Annotated in this window: 14 protein-coding genes; 9 read left to right on the top strand and 5 right to left on the bottom strand. The window is 66.0% G+C overall.

The window, feature by feature from the left end; all coding sequences use genetic code 11:
* Positions 1-483: 483 nt before the first annotated feature.
* The gene (gene yedF / locus DESTE_RS02150) at positions 484-1,122 is read right to left on the bottom strand and encodes a sulfurtransferase-like selenium metabolism protein YedF (RefSeq protein ID WP_035064515.1); all 639 of its coding nucleotides are present in this window, start codon (positions 1,120-1,122) and stop codon (positions 484-486) included.
* 112 nt (positions 1,123-1,234) lie between these two features.
* On the opposite strand from yedF, the gene DESTE_RS02145 reads away from it, so the two are divergent.
* From DESTE_RS02145 to DESTE_RS02135, 3 genes are read left to right on the top strand one after another with little or no spacing between them, the layout of a single operon-like run.
* Positions 1,235-3,064: an ABC transporter ATP-binding protein gene (locus tag DESTE_RS02145; RefSeq protein WP_035064513.1), complete on the top strand. Its 1,830-nt coding sequence runs from the start codon at positions 1,235-1,237 to the stop codon at positions 3,062-3,064.
* The gene (locus DESTE_RS02140) at positions 3,061-3,726 is read left to right on the top strand and encodes a lysophospholipid acyltransferase family protein (RefSeq protein ID WP_035064512.1); all 666 of its coding nucleotides are present in this window, start codon (positions 3,061-3,063) and stop codon (positions 3,724-3,726) included. The genes DESTE_RS02145 and DESTE_RS02140 overlap by 4 nt, the downstream gene beginning before the upstream one ends.
* Positions 3,723-4,685, top strand: a complete 963-nt coding sequence (locus DESTE_RS02135) for a lysophospholipid acyltransferase family protein (RefSeq protein ID WP_245590693.1) — start codon at positions 3,723-3,725, stop codon at positions 4,683-4,685. The genes DESTE_RS02140 and DESTE_RS02135 overlap by 4 nt, the downstream gene beginning before the upstream one ends.
* Positions 4,686-5,803: 1,118 nt before the next feature.
* Here the strand turns inward: DESTE_RS02135 and fsa are convergent.
* From fsa to DESTE_RS02115, 4 genes are all read right to left on the bottom strand, one after another.
* Positions 5,804-6,457, bottom strand: a complete 654-nt coding sequence (gene fsa, locus DESTE_RS02130; protein WP_035064510.1) for a fructose-6-phosphate aldolase — start codon at positions 6,455-6,457, stop codon at positions 5,804-5,806.
* Positions 6,458-6,634: 177 nt separating this feature from the next.
* Complete coding sequence (locus tag DESTE_RS02125) at positions 6,635-6,931, bottom strand: transcriptional regulator (protein ID WP_035064508.1); 297 nt, start codon at positions 6,929-6,931, stop codon at positions 6,635-6,637.
* A 69-nt stretch (positions 6,932-7,000) separates the two neighbouring features.
* Positions 7,001-7,573, bottom strand: a complete 573-nt coding sequence (gene folK / locus DESTE_RS02120; RefSeq protein ID WP_156925406.1) for a 2-amino-4-hydroxy-6-hydroxymethyldihydropteridine diphosphokinase — start codon at positions 7,571-7,573, stop codon at positions 7,001-7,003.
* A 14-nt stretch (positions 7,574-7,587) separates the two neighbouring features.
* Complete coding sequence (locus tag DESTE_RS02115; protein ID WP_035064504.1) at positions 7,588-8,757, bottom strand: LL-diaminopimelate aminotransferase; 1,170 nt, start codon at positions 8,755-8,757, stop codon at positions 7,588-7,590.
* Positions 8,758-9,421: 664 nt separating this feature from the next.
* On the opposite strand from DESTE_RS02115, the gene DESTE_RS02110 reads away from it, so the two are divergent.
* The 6 genes from DESTE_RS02110 to DESTE_RS02085 all read left to right on the top strand — a co-directional run bounded on the left by DESTE_RS02110 (position 9,422) and on the right by DESTE_RS02085 (position 18,316).
* Positions 9,422-11,167: a methyl-accepting chemotaxis protein gene (locus DESTE_RS02110; RefSeq protein WP_035064501.1), complete on the top strand. Its 1,746-nt coding sequence runs from the start codon at positions 9,422-9,424 to the stop codon at positions 11,165-11,167.
* Between the two features lie 409 nt (positions 11,168-11,576).
* On the top strand, positions 11,577-12,644 hold the full coding sequence (xerD, locus tag DESTE_RS02105; protein WP_281172040.1) for a site-specific tyrosine recombinase XerD: 1,068 nt from the start codon (positions 11,577-11,579) through the stop codon (positions 12,642-12,644).
* 27 nt (positions 12,645-12,671) lie between these two features.
* Positions 12,672-15,965, top strand: coding sequence for a CBS domain-containing protein (locus DESTE_RS02100; protein ID WP_035064498.1), 3,294 nt, complete (start codon positions 12,672-12,674; stop codon positions 15,963-15,965).
* A 253-nt stretch (positions 15,966-16,218) separates the two neighbouring features.
* Positions 16,219-16,716 (top strand): HIT family protein, encoded by a 498-nt coding sequence (locus DESTE_RS02095; RefSeq protein ID WP_035064495.1) that lies wholly within the window; start codon positions 16,219-16,221, stop codon positions 16,714-16,716.
* 10 nt (positions 16,717-16,726) lie between these two features.
* Positions 16,727-17,122 carry a lipopolysaccharide assembly protein LapA domain-containing protein gene (locus DESTE_RS02090; protein ID WP_035064492.1) on the top strand — a complete coding sequence of 132 codons (396 nt, stop codon included), beginning with the start codon at positions 16,727-16,729 and terminating at the stop codon, positions 17,120-17,122.
* A gap of 12 nt (positions 17,123-17,134) precedes the next feature.
* Positions 17,135-18,316, top strand: a complete 1,182-nt coding sequence (locus tag DESTE_RS02085; protein ID WP_035064489.1) for a tetratricopeptide repeat protein — start codon at positions 17,135-17,137, stop codon at positions 18,314-18,316.
* The last annotated feature ends 367 nt before the right edge of the window (positions 18,317-18,683 follow it).

Genomic DNA, 18,683 nt, shown 5'->3' with positions numbered 1-18,683 from the left:
CCCTTACGGGCATCGGACGTAGCATCGGCTTGGGCAGAACCTGCGGCGGGACGCTTGGGACGACCGGTCGAAGGCTTGGCGGGACGGGGCGGAGACGACGGACGGCGCTGGGTCATGGGGTTCCGGGCCGGACCGGGTCCGGCGGGCTGAAGTTTGGGGCGGCAGGGCCCGTACGCTGCCAGTGGTACGGAACAGTCGTACGGCTTTAAGCGAGAGGGTCGGAACATCTGCCCGGGGCGTCCCCGGCAGCTTCGGACAAGGCGTCCGCAACACGCACGGACGGCACGCCCGGTGGCCCTTCGGGCGGATGCGCGGCCACCGTACGCAAGTGAACCGAAACAGTCTATCCCGGTCGCCCGGCAAAGAAAACCGCCCGGCGCATCCTTTCAGCGGCGCGCCGGACGGCATCCCGGGCATGTTGCATGGCGGCGCTACGTTGGCCGGGCACATCCGTGCTCCGGGCCAGGTGCGCGCCCCGGCCAATTACGGCCGGATGATCTTGGTGGCGAGTTGCAGGCTGGTGACCACGTCGAGCATATTGGTGGTCTGGCCCACGGCCTTTTGCTCCAGAAGTCCGAAATGGTCAAGGCAGGTGCCGCAGACCAGCACGGTGGCCCCGGCGGCTTCCAGCCGCTTCAGATGGGGCAGGGCCGGGCTGTCCGCGGCGGAAAGGCGCACCGCGCCGTTCAGCATGACCACGCGCCACAGTTCGGCACCCAGTTCTGGCAGGGTGGCCAGGAAGTTCTGCATCAACTTGGCGCCCAGCGTGTCGTCACCCGAACCGATGACATCCGAGGTCAGCAACACCACGACCTTCTCGCCCATGCGGCGCAGTTGCTCCTCGGTCATCACTTCGCAGACCTCGCAATCGTCCGCAGGATCGGGGCCGGCCCCCCGGGCATCGCCCTTCACCCCGCGCAGCCGCCACAGGCCGTCGCCCTCTTCCTCTGTCTGTACGGCATACCCTTGGGTGGAGAGAAAGCGCGTCACGTTCTCGCGCGCGGCCTGGTTATCAACGACCACCACCAACGAGGCGGGCGATTGCTCGTCCAGGCAACGCTTGCAGCGCAGCACGGGCTGGGGGCAGGGAAGATTCTGGCAGTTCAGTTCGATTTCTGGCATGGTGAGCCTCCTTTTCCGAAGGAACACTACACGGAGCGGCCCGGTCAAATTGAAAACAGTCGCACCATTTCACACAATGCATCCACAAAACAAATAGAAGACCACGCACCATATGGCCAATGCCTCCAAGACCGAACAGCCCACCCAGGGCCAGAGCATTCACTTGCTCAAGCGTTGCTTGAAGTATTTTCACCCCTATCGGGTCCAGATATTCCTTTCCATGCTGGCCATGGGCGTGGTCTCGCTGAGCACCGCCGGGACCGCCTGGCTGGTCAAGCCCGCCCTGGACGAGATCTTCATCAACAAGGACGAGCGGGCGTTGCTGTACGTGCCGCTGCTGTTCTTCGTGCTTACGCTGGTGAAGGGCGCGGGCCGCTATGTGCAGAACTACTTCATGCAGTACAGCGGCCTGCGCGTACTGGAAAAGCTGCGCTCGGAGCTGTACGACAAGATCATCTACCTGCCGCTGCAATTCTACGAGGAATCGCAGGTGGGCATGCTCATGTCGCGCATCATCAGCGACGTGACCATGATCCGCAACAGCCTGCCGTCCATCGTGATGATGGTGCGGCAGTTGCTGACCATGCTGGGATTGGTGGGCGTGGTGTTCTACCAGAACCCGCGCCTGGCGGTGTGGGCGGTGCTGGTGCTGCCCGCGGCGCTGTATCCCCTTGTCTGGTTCGGCCGCAAGTTGCGCAAGTACGGCCGCCGCAACCAGTCCAAGCTGGCGGACATTTCCGTGGTGTTGCAGGAAGTGTTCAGCGGCATCCGGGTGGTCAAGGCGTTCGCCACGGAACGGCACGAGGCGCGCCGCTTCGACGATGAAAACGAGCGCCTGGCCCGGCTGTACCTGAAGCAGGCCAGCGTGTCCGAGCTGTCCTCGCCGGTCATGGAACTGATCGGGGCCGTGGGTATCGGCCTGGTGATCTGGTTCGGCGGGCATGAGGTTATTACTGGTGAAACCACGGCGGGCACGTTCTTCTCGTTCGTGGCTGCCCTGGCCATGCTGTATGACCCGGTCAAGTCGCTGAATTCCTACAACATGGACGTGCAGCGTGCCCTGGCTGGCGCCGAGCGGGTGTTCGAGATCCTCGACGCGCCCGAACTGGTGGTGGAGCAGGGGGGCGATACCCCCTTTGACGAGCCTTTCCGCGAACTGCGCTTCGAGGGCGTTACCTTCACATACGGCAGCAAGGCTGTACCCGCGCTGGACAACGTCAGCCTTACCGTGCGCGCGGGCGAACGTGTGGCCATCGTGGGCCCCAGCGGCGCGGGCAAAAGCACCTTCGTCAACCTCATTCCCCGGTTCTACGAGCCGCAGCAGGGCGCCATCGTCCTCAATGGCCGCCCGGTGGCGGACTATACACTGGATACCTTGCGCCGCAACGTGTCCATGGTGTCGCAGGACACCTTCCTGTTCAACCTTCCGGTGCGCGACAACATCACCTATGGCCTTCCCGGCCCCATCGACGAAGAGGCCGTGCGCACCGCCGCCACATCCGCCTACGCCGACGAATTCATCCGCGAACTGCCGGAAGGGTACGACACGCTGCTGGGCGAGCGCGGGGTGAAGCTGTCCGGCGGGCAGAAACAGCGCCTGACCATTGCGCGGGCCATCATGAAGGATGCGCCGCTGCTGATCCTGGACGAGGCAACCAGCGCACTGGACTCCGAGGCCGAGCGCATCGTGCAGAAGGCCCTGGACAACCTGATGCAGAACCGCACCAGCATCGTCATTGCCCACCGGCTGTCCACCATTCTTTCCGCAGACCGTATCCTGGTCATGGAGCAGGGACGCATCGTGGACGCAGGGCGGCACGAGGAACTGCTGGGCCGGTGCTCCCTGTACGCCCGGCTGTACGCCATGCAGTTCGCCACGGATGCCGTTGCTGACGGGGCGGAACAGGGCGCGGCAACGCCCCCTGCCGGAGCCACCGCGTGAAGCTGCCCCCCGCCCTCATCGCACCGCCGCTGTACGCACTGTACAAGGCCTGGTGCGCCACGCTACGCTACGACATTGCCGGGCGCGATGCCGTGGACGACCTGTGGCATGCCCATACTCCCATGGTCTTTGCGCTGTGGCACGACGAACTCTTTCCGCTCATGCACGTGCGGGGCGACCTGGAGATCGTCACCGTGGTCAGCCAGAGCCGCGACGGTGAGTATCTGGCCCAGGTGCTGCAACGGCTGGGGCTGCGCACCGCGCGGGGTTCCAGTTCTCGTGGCGGGGTCAAGGCGCTGATCGGCGCGGCACGCCAGATGCGCAAGGAAGGATTGTGCGGCTGCGTGACCGTGGACGGTCCGCGGGGGCCGCGTCACAAGGTCAAGCCGGGGGCCATCTTTCTGGCGCAGCGGGCGGGCGCGCCCATCGTGCCGGTACGCATTTTCATGGGCCGCGCCAAGGTGTTCGAGCGCGCCTGGGACCGGTTCCAACTGCCGCTGCCGTTTTCCCGCGTGCGTGTGGCGTTCGGCGCGCCGTACCGGCTGCCGGATCTTGCCGCTACGATGGACCCGCCAAAAGGGGGGGAGAACGGGCAGGGGAGCGATGCCGCCCTGACCGCCGCCTGTGCGGAACTTGAAGCCCGGCTTGAAGGATTGCGATGACCCCCCACACAGACCGCACGGACATTTCCCCCGGCCCCGGTGCAGAGGGCAGGCCGGATTCCGGCACCGCCCCAAAAGGCCTCATGCCACGCCTGCTGCACATGCTGGCCCGCGCTCTGGCCAGACGGGGGTTTGACGGCATAGCCCGGTACGGCAACGCACTGGGCGCGCTGCTGTGGCATTGCCTGCCCGGCAGGAGACGCCTGGCCGTCCGCGCCATCGCCGATCATCTCGGCGTGTCGCAGCGTGAAGCCACACGCATCGCGCGGGACAGCTTTGCCCACAATGCCCGGTCGTTCCTGGAATTGGTGCTGGTGGGCAAGTTCGGCTTCGAACTGATCGGCGACCGCCTGATCATCGACAATCCCGACCGGCTGCGCAGGATCACCGCAAGCCAACGCCCGTTGGTGGCGGCCACGGCCCATCTGGGAGCGTGGGAGTTCATGGGCTCGCTGCTGGGACGCTGGCAGCCGGACCGCCCGCGCATGGTGGTGGTGCGGCGCAACGGCAACCGAACCCTCAACGACTTCATCTTCGCCATGCGCGGCGCGCGCGGATTGCAGGTGGTGGACCACCGCAACGCCGTGTTCACCGTACTCAAGGGGCTGAAGCGCAGGGGGTGCGCCGGATTTCTGGTGGATCACAACTGTCGTCGCAGCGAGGCCATCTTCCTTCCATTCCTGGGCGAGACAGCCGCCGTGAACATGGGGCCAGCCCTGCTGGCCGTGCGCGCCGAGGCTGAAGTGTGGCCCGCCTTCATGATCCGCGAGGGTCGCCGCTACAGGCTGTACATCGACGAACCGCTGGATACGGCGACGCTTGACGGAGACCGCACCGAAAAGCTCGAAGCAGTGGCCCGGTACTACACCGAAGCCGTGGAGAGGGCGGTGCGCGCCCACCCCGAACAGTGGTTCTGGATGCACAAACGCTGGAAGACCCGCCCCGGACAGGACGCCTGACTTCGCCTGTCGTCTCGGTTCATTAACCATTGGAATCGATCAGTCTGCCTCCGCCGGTGACGTGAAAGCGTTTACCGGCGTTTTTTTGTTGGGCCGCCGAAATCGATGATTGCATTCCACGCAGCCCATAAACGGAATTAACGATAGACATTGTTGCTCAAGACAGTGGCAATACCTGCAGCCCTGGACCTACACAGCTCCGCCGACGACAGTGAGAAGTAATGGGTAAGAGCCCATTCTGGTCGGGTTTTTCGCAGGATTGGCGAACCAATCATCCATCTCGATAACATCCCGCATAGCACCGCACATCAACATCCCGCGCCTAAGACACGAAACGTCGCCGATCCAGGGCAACCTTCATCACTGACGAAGATCAGGGCACAACTTCAACGGTACCCAAAAGGCGTTTACGGCGGGGTAGCATCGGAAAGTCACCGGTTGTTTCACACAAAATCATAAATTCATATCAATGCGGAATGAAAGACTTCTCCATATCTAAAAGTTAACATAATTTACATTATGAGACATCAAGCGGGGCACGTGAAGACATAAGGGCATCCCCTTTGGCTGCTCAGTTGGCTCTGGCTTGATGCCTCATGCCGAGCCACTCACGCCACCCCATGCCCGCGAGACACACGCGCACACCGCACCGTGACCGGTGTCGAAATTCTCCACCTTGACCATCAATCGAAATTGGCGATTGAAACCTCAGTTCCATTCGCTCGCCAAGCACGTCGCCCTGCACGTCGCCATCTTGTTGACGCTGTGCGTACACAGCCTCAGCTACGACTTCCGCTATCCAGTGCCGACCATGCAGAGCCGCCCCTGCTCCTTCACCTGACGACGATCTGCACATCCACATATATGCCCAACCGCACACGCATCCGTTTTCCGGAAATTTCCACCTCTGCACCTGCCTCTTTTCAGACTTTAAAATTCAAAATCCACACTTATATCCATCCAAAACGCTTTTGCCTCTCAAACGGGCATTTCGCGTGTTTTCCCGTTCTGGACGCAAAAACGGGCACCATCCGTTGGGGATGGTGCCCGTTTTTCGGGTATTCCGAGAAAGAATTGCCGCGCGGGACTGCAACCGGCAGTCGGCCCACGGAAAGGCGCTAGCTGTTCAATGCTGCCCAGTCCTTGTTGAAGGCCTCAAGCCCGGCCGAGGTCAGCGGGTGGTCGAACATCTGGCGCAACACCCCAAACGGCACCGTGGCCACATGAGCACCCATCAGGGCCGCCTCGGCCACATGGCGCGGATGGCGCACGCTGGCCACGATGACCCGGGCGTCCATCCCCATGCCGGAATAATTGCGCAGGATGGTCATGATGTCGGCCACCAGTTGCATCCCATCCTGCGACAGCCCGTCCAGCCGCCCCACGAAGGGAGAGATGAACGAGGCTCCGGCCTTGGCGGCCAGCAGCGCCTGCATGGGCGAAAAGACCAGGGTCACGTTGGTGTCCACGCCCTTGGCCTTCAGCACGCGCACTGCCTTCAGGCCTTCGGGGGTCATGGGAATCTTGACCACCACGTTGGGGCCGTTGCGCACAAGGTCGAGCCCCATGGCGATGAGTTCGTCGGCGGTGTCGCCCACGGCCTCCAGGCTCACCGGGCCTTCAACCTCGCGGCAGATGGCCTGCATCACCACACGCCAGTCGCCACCTTCGCGGGCCATCAGCGTGGGGTTGGTGGTCACGCCGTCCAACAGGCCCCAGGCCTTGGCGGCGCGCATCTCGGCAAGGTTCGCCGTATCCAGGAAGAACTGCATGAACCGGTGCCTCCTGCGTCGGGCCGCCGTTCGCCAGCGGAACATATGTTCCCGGCACACGGCGGCAACACGAAAGAACAAGCTGCTGCGGTAACGGAGAGCATGCCGCCTGGCTAGGCAACGCCCGGCGGTCGGCGCGTGCGCGAGGATGTTTCAAGCCCCGGCAGGGCTTTGCGCCTATTCGGCGTCCTTTTCCTTGTGCACGGGAATTTCGCGGCCGCCGTTTTCCAGCTGCTTCAGGAAGTTGTCGCGGCATTCATAGCTGCAAAAACGATAGGTCCGGTCGCCGTCGCGCACGGTGACGCCTGCATTGGCGTCGATGTACGCGCCGCAGATGGGGTCACGCACCATTTCACCGGTGGCTACCATCTCTTCCTTGTGCTTCTTGTCATCCTTGCTCTTCTTGCGCGCCTCGTTGGTCACGAGGCGGTAGAGAAAATAGCCTGCCGCGATCAGCAAGAGCCACTTGAGCATGCCAGACTCCCTTTGGGTCATAGAGGCGTTGATGAAGGCCGGGCGCGCGGGTGCGCTCCGCTTGGCCGCTCACTGGGCGATACACCCGTCGTGCAGGGTGAACGTCAGCGATTTCAGGGCGTGTATCAGACTTTGCCCGTCGGGGAAAGCAAGTTCGGGGGCGATTTCGTGCAGCGGCACCAGGACAAAGGCCCGTTCGCGCATGCGCGGGTGCGGCAGCGTCAGGCGCGGGGTGTCGCGCACGGCGCTGCCGAACAGCAGCAGGTCGATGTCGATGGTGCGCGGGGCAAAGCGCGCTGCAGGGTCTGGTGAAGGTGCGCCGCCCCCCTGCTCCCGATCATCCTGTACCGTCCCCGCCAGCCCGCCTTCCAGGGCATACGCCCGGGTGCGGCCCAGCGCATGCTCCACCTCCAGCAGGCTGTCCAACAGCCCTTCGGGCGTCATGTCCGGGACGCATTCCAGCCGGGCCACCTGGTTGGCGAACCACGGCTGGTCGCGGTAGCCCTGCGGTTCCGTGCGGTACACGGACGACACCGCGCCAACGACAACGCCGGGCAGGGCGGCAAGCGCCGCCACAGCCCGGACGAGATTGTCGGCAGGGTCGCCCCCCGGCACATCGGCTGGAGGAAGGTTGGACCCCAGGCAGACGTAGGCGATTACAGGTTCGCGATGCGTGACACGGCCTCCTCGAGGCGGTCGGTGTCCACGGTGAGCGAAATGCGGAAGTAGCCTTCGCCCGGCGTGCCGAAGCCGTTGCCGGGGGTCAGCACCACGCCGGTCTTTTCCAGCACGGCGGTGGCGAATTCGGCGGACGAGCCGTACCCGGCGGGCACCTTGGCCCAGATGTAAAACGCGGCGGTGGGCACGCGGCAGGCTATGCCCGCCTTCTGCAGGGCAGCCACCACCACGTCGCGGCGCTTGCGGTAGATGGCGCGCAGTTCGCGGCAGAAGTCGTCGCCGTCGCGCAGGGCCACGATGGAGGCTTCCTGCACGGCCTGGAAGATGCCGGAGTCCACGTTTTCCTTCACCTTGCCAAGGCCCGCCACCAGGGAAGCGTTGCCCACGGCCATGCCGATGCGCCAACCGGTCATGTTGTAGGTCTTGGACAGCGAGTGGAACTCGATGGTCACGTCTTTCGCGCCTTCCACTTCAAGAATGCTCATGGGCTTGTCATTCTCGTCGTAGTAGACCTCGGTGTAGGCCGTGTCGTGCGCGATGATCACGTTGTGCTTCTTGCAGATGCCGATGAGCTTTTCGTAGAACGCGCGCGGGGCCGTAGCCGCCGTGGGGTTGTTGGGATAGTTGACGAAAATCATCTTCGCCCGGTCCCAGGTGGCGGCGGGAATGGCGTCGAGGTCGGGCAGGTAGTCGTTTTCCTCCACCAGGGGGATAAACTGCACCTCGCCGCCCACGAAGCCGGTGGCAATGTGGTACACCGGGTAGTTGGGCGTGCACACCAGCACCAGGTCGCCGGGGTTCACGAAGGCCAGCGGAAAATGGGCGATGCCTTCCTTGGAGCCGATCAGGCCGATGACCTCGGTCTTGGGGTCAAGGCTGACGCCGAAGCGGCGGCCATACCAGTTGGCCACTTCCTGCCGGAATTCCAGCATGCCCACGTACGAGGGGTACTGATGGTTGGCGGGACGCTCCACGGCCTGCTTCATGGCCTCGATGATGAAACCGGGCGTCGGCATGTCGGGGTCGCCGATGCCGAGGCTGATGATGTCCACGCCACGGGCGGCCACTTCGGCCTTGACCTTGTCGATGCCTGCGAACAGGTACGGGGGCAGGGTCGCCAGCCGGGCCGCGAGTTTGAAATCAGCCATTCCGAATCTTCTCCTTGCGGGTTTCGATCCCCTGGGCGCGCCCTTTCGCCTGTGGCGGGGCACGCCGGTGCGCCGGTAAAAAAAGAGGGCTCTGCCAGAAGCCCGTTCCTTGCGATGCCGTTCGGGTAACCGCGTACCCGGTTTCGTCCTGTTGCGCGAAATCTACAGGCCCCCTGCCCGGCCTGTCAAATGATAATGGCTCCTGACGGGCCGGGCAGGGTTGCCGATGGCTCCAACCGAGGCATGTGTCAGACGCCATCACGCGGATGCCGCGTGCCCCTCCGGTCTCTTCCTGCGCCGCCGTTTTTGTCCACCGCCTTTGCCCTGCGCTTTCCGAGGGTATGCATCCTGCAGGTGAACATGGCGCATCTGCCCGCCCTTGCCCGCGCTATGGGCATGACGGACGCCAACGGACGGGGGCAGGCGCCGCGCATCGCGCCCGAAAATGCCCGCCCACCGTGCTTCGGCAAGTGGCCGGGGCATATGCGGCACACCATGCCGCGCGGCTGCACGGGCCGGGTACGGATATGTCGGGGCATCCTACCCTGCCCTACTTTATGACTTTTTATTGTCAAAAATGTCATCCGGCATAACGAAAACGATAAAACGGACGACACGACACAACGGGCAAGACACTCGACTTCATGACAACGTGGGGGAATGCATGACATCGGCGACACGGGCTTTGGGTGGATTGGGCCTGCTGGCGATGCTTTTCGTCGGCACGGCCCTGGCCGTCGCGCTGGGCGCGGCGGGCTGGATCGTTTACGCCATGATGGCGGCGGGCCTGCTGGTAGCGCTGGGCTGCCTGTTCGACGCATGGCGCGTGCACGGGGCGCTGGCCGCCGCCGCCCGGCTTGCCGCCGGAGTGCGCGATGATGCCGAATCTTCCGGCACGGCAGAACGGGGTACGGGGAACGGGTTGTCCCTTGGCGCCCGCAAGGCCGGGGCAACAGCCACTGCCAGCGGTTCCGACGGAGAAGCCGCCGACCCGCTGCCCCTGCTGATCCGCCACGTGCCGCGCGTGGTGACCCTGCTGGACGGGGCACGCCAACGCATGGCGGCGGAAGCCGCCCGCGCCGACACCAGCAGCCAGGACGCCGAGGCGGCCAGGCGCAGGGCCGGCCTTGTCCGCGAGCGGGCGGAAGCCTCCAACCGGCAGGCCATGCACAATTCCGCAAAAACCCTGGATCGCGCCGTCACCTCGCTGCAAGAGGCAACGGCGCGCCTGGCCGCAGAGGCGGGCCGCGCTTCCAGCGGGGCCGACAACCAACGGCGGTTGGCGGGCGACACCGCGGTGGCCATGGAACAGATGACCTCCACGGTCAACGCCGTGGCCCGCAACGCGGGCGATGCCGCCGCCCAGGCAGACACCGCGCGCCAGAAGGCCCTGGCCGGGCGGGACGTGGTGAACCGGGCCGTGTCCTCCATCGCCGCGGTGCACGGACACACCACCGGCCTGCGCGAGGTCATGGGCGACCTTGGCGCCCGCGCCGAGTCCATCGGCCAGGTCATGGGCGTCATCACCGACATCGCCGACCAGACCAACCTGCTGGCGCTGAACGCCGCCATCGAGGCGGCTCGCGCCGGGGACGCAGGGCGCGGCTTTGCCGTGGTGGCCGACGAGGTGCGCAAGCTGGCGGAAAAGACCATGCAGGCCACCCGCGAGGTGGGCGAGGTCATCGTGGCCATCCAGACAGGCACCCGCAAGACCCTGTCCGACATGGACGAGGCCGCCCGCGTGGTGGACGACGCCACCCGTCTGGCACAGGATTCCGGCGAGGCCCTGGCAGAAATCGTGGATATCGTGGAAAGCACCTCCGACGGGGTGCGCACCATCGCCACCGCCGCCGAGCAGCAGGCAGCCACCTGCGAGGAAATCAACCGCATCATCTCGCAGGTGGACGCCATCTCGCGCCAGACCGCCGACGGCATGCACAGCGCCAACAACGACATCACCGCCCTTTCGGCCCAGATGTCCCGGCTGGCCACCCTGAACCAGGTGTTCCACGTCATCGGGCAGGGCACGGTGCAGACGCTCATGCGCGGGCTGGCCGATGCGCCGGACATCCGCTCCCTGCAGCGCGACCGCATAGAGGCGCACCTGCGCCGGGTCATTGCCGCCGCACCGTACCTGGAACTGTTGTACATGACCGACGGCAAGGGACGGCAGATCATCGCCAACATCGCCCCGGCGGCGCTGGCCACCCCGGCGGATGCGCAGGCCTGCGGCAAGGACTGGTCGTCGCGCCCGTGGTTTACCGGGGCCATGGGCATCGGCGACCTGTACATCTCGGAAAGTTACGTCTCGCAGGCCTCGGGCGCGCCATGCATCACCGTGTCGCTGCCCATGGAGGACACGGCGGGCAACCCCGTTGCGCTGCTGGCGGCGGACGTGAAGCTGGCCTGAGGCGATGTCGGCCTGACGTGATGTCGGCCTGACGTGATGTCGGCCTGACGCCTGCGGGCGTGGTCGGGCGGCGACGCAGCCCGAGCCATCATACTATAGAGCTACAAACCGATCGGGGCGCGCCACGCGGCGCGCCCCGTCTGCTTTTCCGGCTGCCGTGCCGCCCGGCGCCAGCGCCCAGACCGTGGCCAGCCCTCCGGCATGCCCGCAACCAATCCGCATGTGTGACCTGTCGTCTCCGCCCGCCGCCCGCACTCGCCGCTTGCCGACCCCTTGCTGCGCGCTCCTGCCGCATGCCCTTGCCGCATACGGGACGCCCGTGTACCATGCCTACTCGAATACCGCCCTGCCCGCGCGCCCTTCCGGGTGGCCGGGGCCGGGCACGACCGCGCAGCGCGCATCCAACTCCATGCCCCCACGCCGCACGTCCGCCCCCATTGCCTCAGTCGCCACCGCCCCCGGCGAATCCGCCAGGGCAGCGCCCGCCCGTCGCGGCAGCAAACCGACCAAAACGACACATCCCGCCGAGCCTGCCACGCGCGCCCGGCGCACTCCGGCACCCCGCGCCGGGCAGGATGGCGCGCCCAAGGCCTCGCACCCGCTCATCGACGGGTATCTGGAATACCTGCTCATCGAGCGCGGCCTTGCGGAAAACACCCTGGCCGCCTACGCGGCGGACCTGTCCGACTTTGCCGGGTTTCTCGCGCAGGGCGGCGTCAACCTTGAAGCCGCCACGGAACAGACCCTGTTCCTGTATATTGTAGACTTGCGGCGACGCAGCCTGACCAGCCGCACCCTGTCCCGCCATCTGTCCGCCCTGCGCGGACTGTTCGCCCACGGCGTGGCAGAGGGCCAGCTTGCGACAGACCCGCTGCGCTATCTGGAAAACCCCAAGCTGCCGCGCACCCTGCCCGACGTGCTGACCCGCGAGGAAATGTCCGCCGTACTGGCCCGGCCCGACCTTTCCGACCGGCTGGGCTTTCGCGACCGCACCATGCTGGAGCTGCTGTACGCCTCCGGCCTGCGCGTCTCCGAACTGTGCGGCTTGCGCCCGCTGGACTTCGACCCCATGACCGGCCTGGTGCGGGTATTCGGCAAGGGGTCCAAGGAACGCATCGTGCCGGTGCACGACACGGCGGCCAAACTGCTGGCGGCCTACATCCGCGACTGGCGACCCGCCTTCCGCCCGGTGGAGGACGCCCTGTTCCTGAACCGTTCCGGCAAAGGGCTGACCCGCCAGGCGGTGTGGAAGATGGTCAAGCGCCACGTGGCCGAGGCGGGCATCCGCAAGGACATTTCGCCGCACACCTTTCGCCATTCCTTCGCCACTCACCTGCTGGACGGAGGTGCCGACCTGCGCACCGTGCAGATGCTGCTGGGCCACGCCGACATCGCCGCCACGGAAATCTACACCCACGTGCAGGCCGACCGGCTGCGCCAGGTGCACCGCGCCCATCACCCCCGCTCGCGCTCCTGACCCGGCGCACCCCACGGACACCCACGCATGCAGCAGCCCCCCAAAATCGCCGCGCCGGTGCTGATCACCGCCCATGCCAACGCAGACTTCGACGCGCTGGCCGCCATGGTGGCGGCGGGCAAGCTGTACCCCGGCGCGGTGCTGGTGTTTCCCGGCAGCCAGGAACGCACCCTGCGCAATTTCTTCATCGAAAGCGCCACCTACATGTTCAACTTCCGGCAGGCGCGCGACATCGATCCGGAAAGCGTGCAGACCCTGGTCATCGTGGATACCCGCCAGCATTCGCGGGTGCCCCACGTGCACAATGTGCTGGCCCGGGCCGGGGTTACCGTGCACCTCTGGGACCACCATCCGGATACCCCCGAAGACATTCCCGCCGCGTTCAGCCGGGTGTTCCCGTGGGGCTCCACCACGGCCATCATCGTGGCCGAGATCCGCGAGCGGGGGCTGACGCTTTCCGGCGATGAAGCCACCATGCTCGGCCTCGGCATCTTCGAGGATACCGGCTCGTTCACCTTTGCCTCCACCACCGAACACGACTTTTCCGCCGCGGGCTGGCTGAAGACCCAGGGCATGGACCTGAACGCCATCGCCGAGCTCATTGCCCGCGACCTGACCAGCGAGCAGGTGGGCATCCTCAACGCCCTGCTGGAATCGGCCACCACCCACGACATCAACGGCACCCTGGTGACCATCGCCGAGGCGTCCCTGGAAACCTACATGGGCGACTTTGCGCTGCTGGCGCACAAGATGATGGACATGGAGAACATCAAGGTGCTGTTCGCCCTGTGCCGCATGGGCGACAGGGTGCAGGTGGTGGCCCGAAGCCGTCTGGCCGAAGTGGACGTGGCCCAGGTGTGCACCTCGCTCGGGGGCGGGGGGCACCCGTACGCGGCCTCGGCCTCGGTCAAGGACAAGACCCTGCAACAGGTGCGCGACGAACTGTTCGCCCTGCTCTTTTCCGCCGTCAACCCGCAGATGCGGGTGCGCGACCTGATGTCCTCGCCCGTGGTGGGCGTGGACGACGACCGCTCCATCGCCGATGCCGAGGAAACCATGACCCGCTACGGCCTGAAGGCCGTGCCCGTGTTCGCCACGGGCACCCGGCGGTGCGTGGGTTATCTGGAACAGCAGACCGCCGCGCGGGCCATCGCGCACGGGCTGGGGCACATGGGCGTGACGGAATACATGCACCGCCGGGTGCAGACCGTGACCCCCAACGAGGACCTGTACAAGGTCATGGAAATCATCGTGGGCCAGCGCCAGCGCCTGGTGCCCGTGGTAGACAGGGTACCCGCGCCGCATCTGGCGGGCAGCTACGGCGTGGACCGCACGCCCCCGCCCCCCTCATCCGGCCCGTCCCCCTCATCCGGCCCGTCCGGCTCACACGCCGCCGACAGCGACGAGGAAGCGGGAGACGTGGTGGGGGTCATCACCCGCACCGACCTCATCAACACCCTGGTGGAAGAACCCGCCCGCATTCCGGAAACGCTGCTGCCCGAATCCCGGCGCGAAAAGAACATCCGCTCCCTGCTGCAGGAACGCCTGCCCGACACCCACTTTCGCCTGCTGGAACTGGCGGGCAGGCTGGGCGACCGGCTGGACGTGCCGGTGTACGCCGTGGGCGGCTTCGTGCGGGACATTCTGCTGGGGCGGCCCAACCTGGACCTTGATGTGGTGGTTGAAGGCGACGGCATCGCCTTTGCCCGCGCCCTGGCCGATGAACTGGGCGGGCGCATGCGCGCGCACCACAAGTTCAAGACCGCCGTGGTCATCTTTCCCGCATGGGAATCGGAAAAGACGCGCGGCGGCAACGGTCGTCCCGACGCCGCGCCCGATGCCGCACAGGACGTCACCCTGAACGTCCTCCCCGCCACGGAGATTTCCGGCGCCACCATCACCCCGCCCGCCCTCCCCGTTGCGGGCAATGCCTCCGACGAGGCCACGGCGGAAGCGGCCCACCGCGCCGCCGCACGGCCGGAACAGCGCATCGACGTGGCCACGGCCCGCCTGGAATACTACGAATATCCAGCGGCACTGCCCACAGTCGAGCTGTCGTCCATCAAGATGGACCTGTACCGACGCGACTTCACCATCAACGCCCAGGCCGTGCAGTTGAACGGCGCGCACTTCGGGCGGCTGGTGGACTTCTTCGGCGCGCAGCGCGACATGAAGGACAAGGTCATCCGCGTGCTGCACTCGCTGTCCTTCGTGGAAGACCCCACCCGCATCCTGCGCGCCATCCGCTTCGAGAAGCGCTACGATTTCCGCATCGGGGCGCAGTGCGAGCGGCTCATCAAGAACGCCCTGCAACTGGGCATGATGGATCGCCTGTCCGGGGCGCGGCTGTTCCACGAACTGAAGCTGATCTTCGACGAAAAGGCCCCCCTGCCGTGCATCCGCCGCATGGAGGACTTCGACATCCTGCGCCTGATCCACCCGCTGCTGAAACTGAATCCGGCCAAGATGGACGTGCTGACCGAGCTTGAGCGGGTGCTGCACTGGTACCGGCTGCTGTACCTTTCGCCCGCGCCGGAACCGTGGATGCTCTATCTGCTGGGGCTGTGCGGCAACGGCAAGTACCTGGACGTGGCCGCCGTCACCGACCGGCTGGCCTTCTCGCGCAAGGTCCGGCAGGACTTTCTGACGCTGCGGGAGAACGTGCGCGAGGTGTACAACCTGCTCAACCTGTGGATGCAGCGCGACGGCTCCATGAGCGGGCTGAACAACCTGCTTTCGCCCATCGCGCCGGAAGGCATCCTGTACCTGATGGCCCGCGCCAAGTCCGAGGACGCACGCAAGCATATCTCGTACTATCTCACTCGCCTGCGCGGCGAAACGCCCGACATCACCGGCAACGACCTGCTGGCCATGGGCATTCCGGCGGGGCCCGCCTACGGTCGCGTGCTGCGCCGGGTGCTGGCGGCCAAGCTGGACGGCCTGGCCCGCACCCGCGCCGCGCAACTGGACCTGGCCCACGAACTGCTGCGCGAGGAAACCGCGCGCGAGGCCCTTGCGGCGGATGCCGGACCCGGCGGGGAAGATGAAACCGCGGCAGCGGCTGGAGGGGCGATGGCTGATGACGGACAGGCTGGCGACGGGCAGGACGCCGAAGCCGCCTGCGTGGCCCAGGGCCAGAACATGACCTCCGGCGCCAGGCGGCACAGGCCTGCGGGCTGGCGTGAACTTCGGAACGGACAGGACGAACGGGAAGGAGTGAGCAGGCAGGAAGGAACGTCCGGACAGGCGGAAAAGGCTGGACAGGACACGCCCGGAACCGGCAGCGAAACGGGCGGCGCCACCGGAACGCCGGAGGGCTGACGGTCGCTGGGACGGGGCGGCCCGGAAACCGCGACCGGTCCCAACCGATCTCCGTTGGCACCAGACCGGGCGTGAGCGGCAATGCAGCGCCCGCCAGCGCCACAAACATCGGCTCCGGCGGCCCGCCCCCCTTGCCCCGCAAGGCCCTAGGGTGTAAGCACATCTGACCGGTCGAATTTCAATCGGAAATACGGCACGTTGCGCATGCACACAAACAGTGGGGCGCACCGTGCTTCAGGAGACGGAACGGATCATGGAAACCCTCTGGGCGCCGTGGCGCCTCGACTACATCCTGGGCCCCAAGCCCGACAGCTGCGTGTTCTGCCTGCCCGAGCACACCGACGAGGACGAGGCACGCCTGGTCCTGTACCGGGGGCGGCACAATTTCGTGATCATGAACAAGTTCCCGTACAACAACGGCCACCTCATGGTCACGCCGTTCCGGCACGTCATGGACCTTGCCGCGCTGGAACCGGACGAAGCCCACGAAATGATGGACCTTATCCAGACCTGCACCACCATGCTGCGCCAGCGCTTCAACCCGCAGGGCATCAACGTGGGGCTGAACCTGGGCGAGGCCGCCGGGGCGGGCATCCGCGAACATCTGCATTTCCACCTTGTGCCGCGCTGGAACGGCGATTCGTCGTTCATGGCGGTGATGAGCGAAACACGGGTCATTCCCGAGCATCTGCATTCCACGTATCATGCCCTGAAACCCCTGTTCGACCGCCTGCCCCGCGCGGGACGGTAAGGAGGCCGACATGCGCTTCGTCAAGGTTCTCGTTCTGGTACTGGTGTTCTTCATCTCCATGATGTTCTTCGTGCAGAACAACGCGGTGCTGTCGCAGGCCGTCACCCTGAAGCTCGACCTGTTCTTCGACACCGCGTGGAGTTCCATCGAACTGCCGTTCTACTTCATGATCCTGTGTGCCTTTCTGCTGGGCGCGCTGTGTACCATGCTGCTGCTCATGGTCAGCCGCCTGCGTGCCGGGGCCGCCCTGCGCCGTGCCAACAAGCGCATCCGCGTGCTGGAAAAGGAACTGAATTCGCTGCGCAACCTGCCGCTGGAAACCGCGCGCAAGACTCCGGAACCGGTGACGGCCACTACCCCGGCCCCCGTTGCCGCTGCGGAACCCACCCCGGCCAAGGCCGGCTAGGCGGGAGACTCCGTGACGCTGCTGGACAGACTGAAGGCGGGCGCGCGCACCCTGCTGGGCCACCGGCGTGCCGACATCCTTTCGCCCATGGGGCCGGATGCCGAATCTCCCGGCGCGCGCGATGCGCTGTCGGCCATCCAGGAACTGAGCCGGGTGGTGCGCAACGACCCGGACGCGGTGGAGATCTACCTTGCCCTCGGCAACCTGTACCGCCTGCGCGGCGACATCGAACGCGCCGTACAGATCCGCAGCAGCCTCATTGTACGGTCCGGACTGGACCCGCAGTTCAAGGCGCGCGCCCTGTTCGAACTGGGCCGCGACTACCGGCGTGGCGGGGTCATGGACCGGGCCCTTGCCGCCTTTGACGAGGCGCGGGCGCTCGGGGCCGATCCGGAGCAGATCACCTATGAACTTGCCCTGCTGCATGCGGACAGCGGCGCCTTTCAGGAAGCGGCGGCGCAGTACGCGCGGCTGGGCTTCCGCCCGGCGCAGGCCCATTACATGGTCCGCCATGCCGAAGACCTGGACCGCTGCGGGCGGCCCGACGAGGCCAGGACGCTGCTGGCCAAGGCCGTAAAGGTCTACCCCGGCGCGGTGGAGGCCTGGCGGGCGCGGCTGGTCATGGCGGCCCGCGCGGGCGAATGGCGGCGTGCGGGCAAGTTGCTGCGCGAAGGACTGGAACGGGTGCCCGCCTCCATCCGCTTTCTGCTGCTTGAAGGATTGCTTGAACTTGAAGTCCCCGCCCTGCGCAACGACAACGGTGCCGCCAAACCCGGCGGAGCGAGTGCGAACGGTGCAAACGGGGCGGGCAACGCGGACTTCGAGGAAAAGCGTTGCGCCACGGTGCTTGCCGCCATAGAGGCGCAGGAGCCGGACCTGCTGCTGCAATACTACGGGGCGCTGTTCCTGCTGCGCTGCGGCAACCGCGAAGAGGCAGGCAACTGGCTGGCCAAGGCCATGGTGCTGCGCCCCGATTTCTGGGCGGCCCGGCTGGAACTGCTGTCGCTGTCCATGGAGCAGCAGCATCTGTCGCCGGTATTCCGCAGCCAGCTGGAATATTTCATCGAGCACGCCCGCAAGGTAAAGCGTTTCGTGTGCGGGTCCTGCGGCCTGCGCCGCGAGCACACCTTCAGCGTGTGCCCGCGCTGCCGCAGCTGGCATTCGGCCACGTTCAGGCTGTCCTTGCAGGATTAGGGGCCGTTTCCAACTTGTCCTTTCGTTCGCTGGCCGCGCACCGCACACCAGCGGTTGGCGCGGCCAGCGCCGCATTCACGTCCGGCCCCGCGCCCGGTACTTCCATCCCCACCCCTTCGCGGTGTACACACGAGGCATGACAGACACCTCCCGCTTCCCGCACGCCCAGCCCCCAGCCGCATCCGATGTCGCATCCGATGTCGCATCTGTTGACGCCACCGAACTCGCGCCGACTGCCGCCGACGGCACCTGCGATTGCGACGTGCCCGGCGATGCCGCCAGCATGGGCTCCACTTCCGGCGTCATCTCCGACACCACTCCGGGCTCCACTTCCGCCATGCCGCGCAACGCCTCGCGCCTGGCCGGG

The organism is Nitratidesulfovibrio termitidis HI1, from assembly GCF_000504305.1.
GTDB classification, from domain to species: domain Bacteria; phylum Desulfobacterota; class Desulfovibrionia; order Desulfovibrionales; family Desulfovibrionaceae; genus Cupidesulfovibrio; species Cupidesulfovibrio termitidis.
Note: the sequence above shows the minus strand (reverse complement) of the source record. Positions and strands in the feature narration are given on the sequence as shown.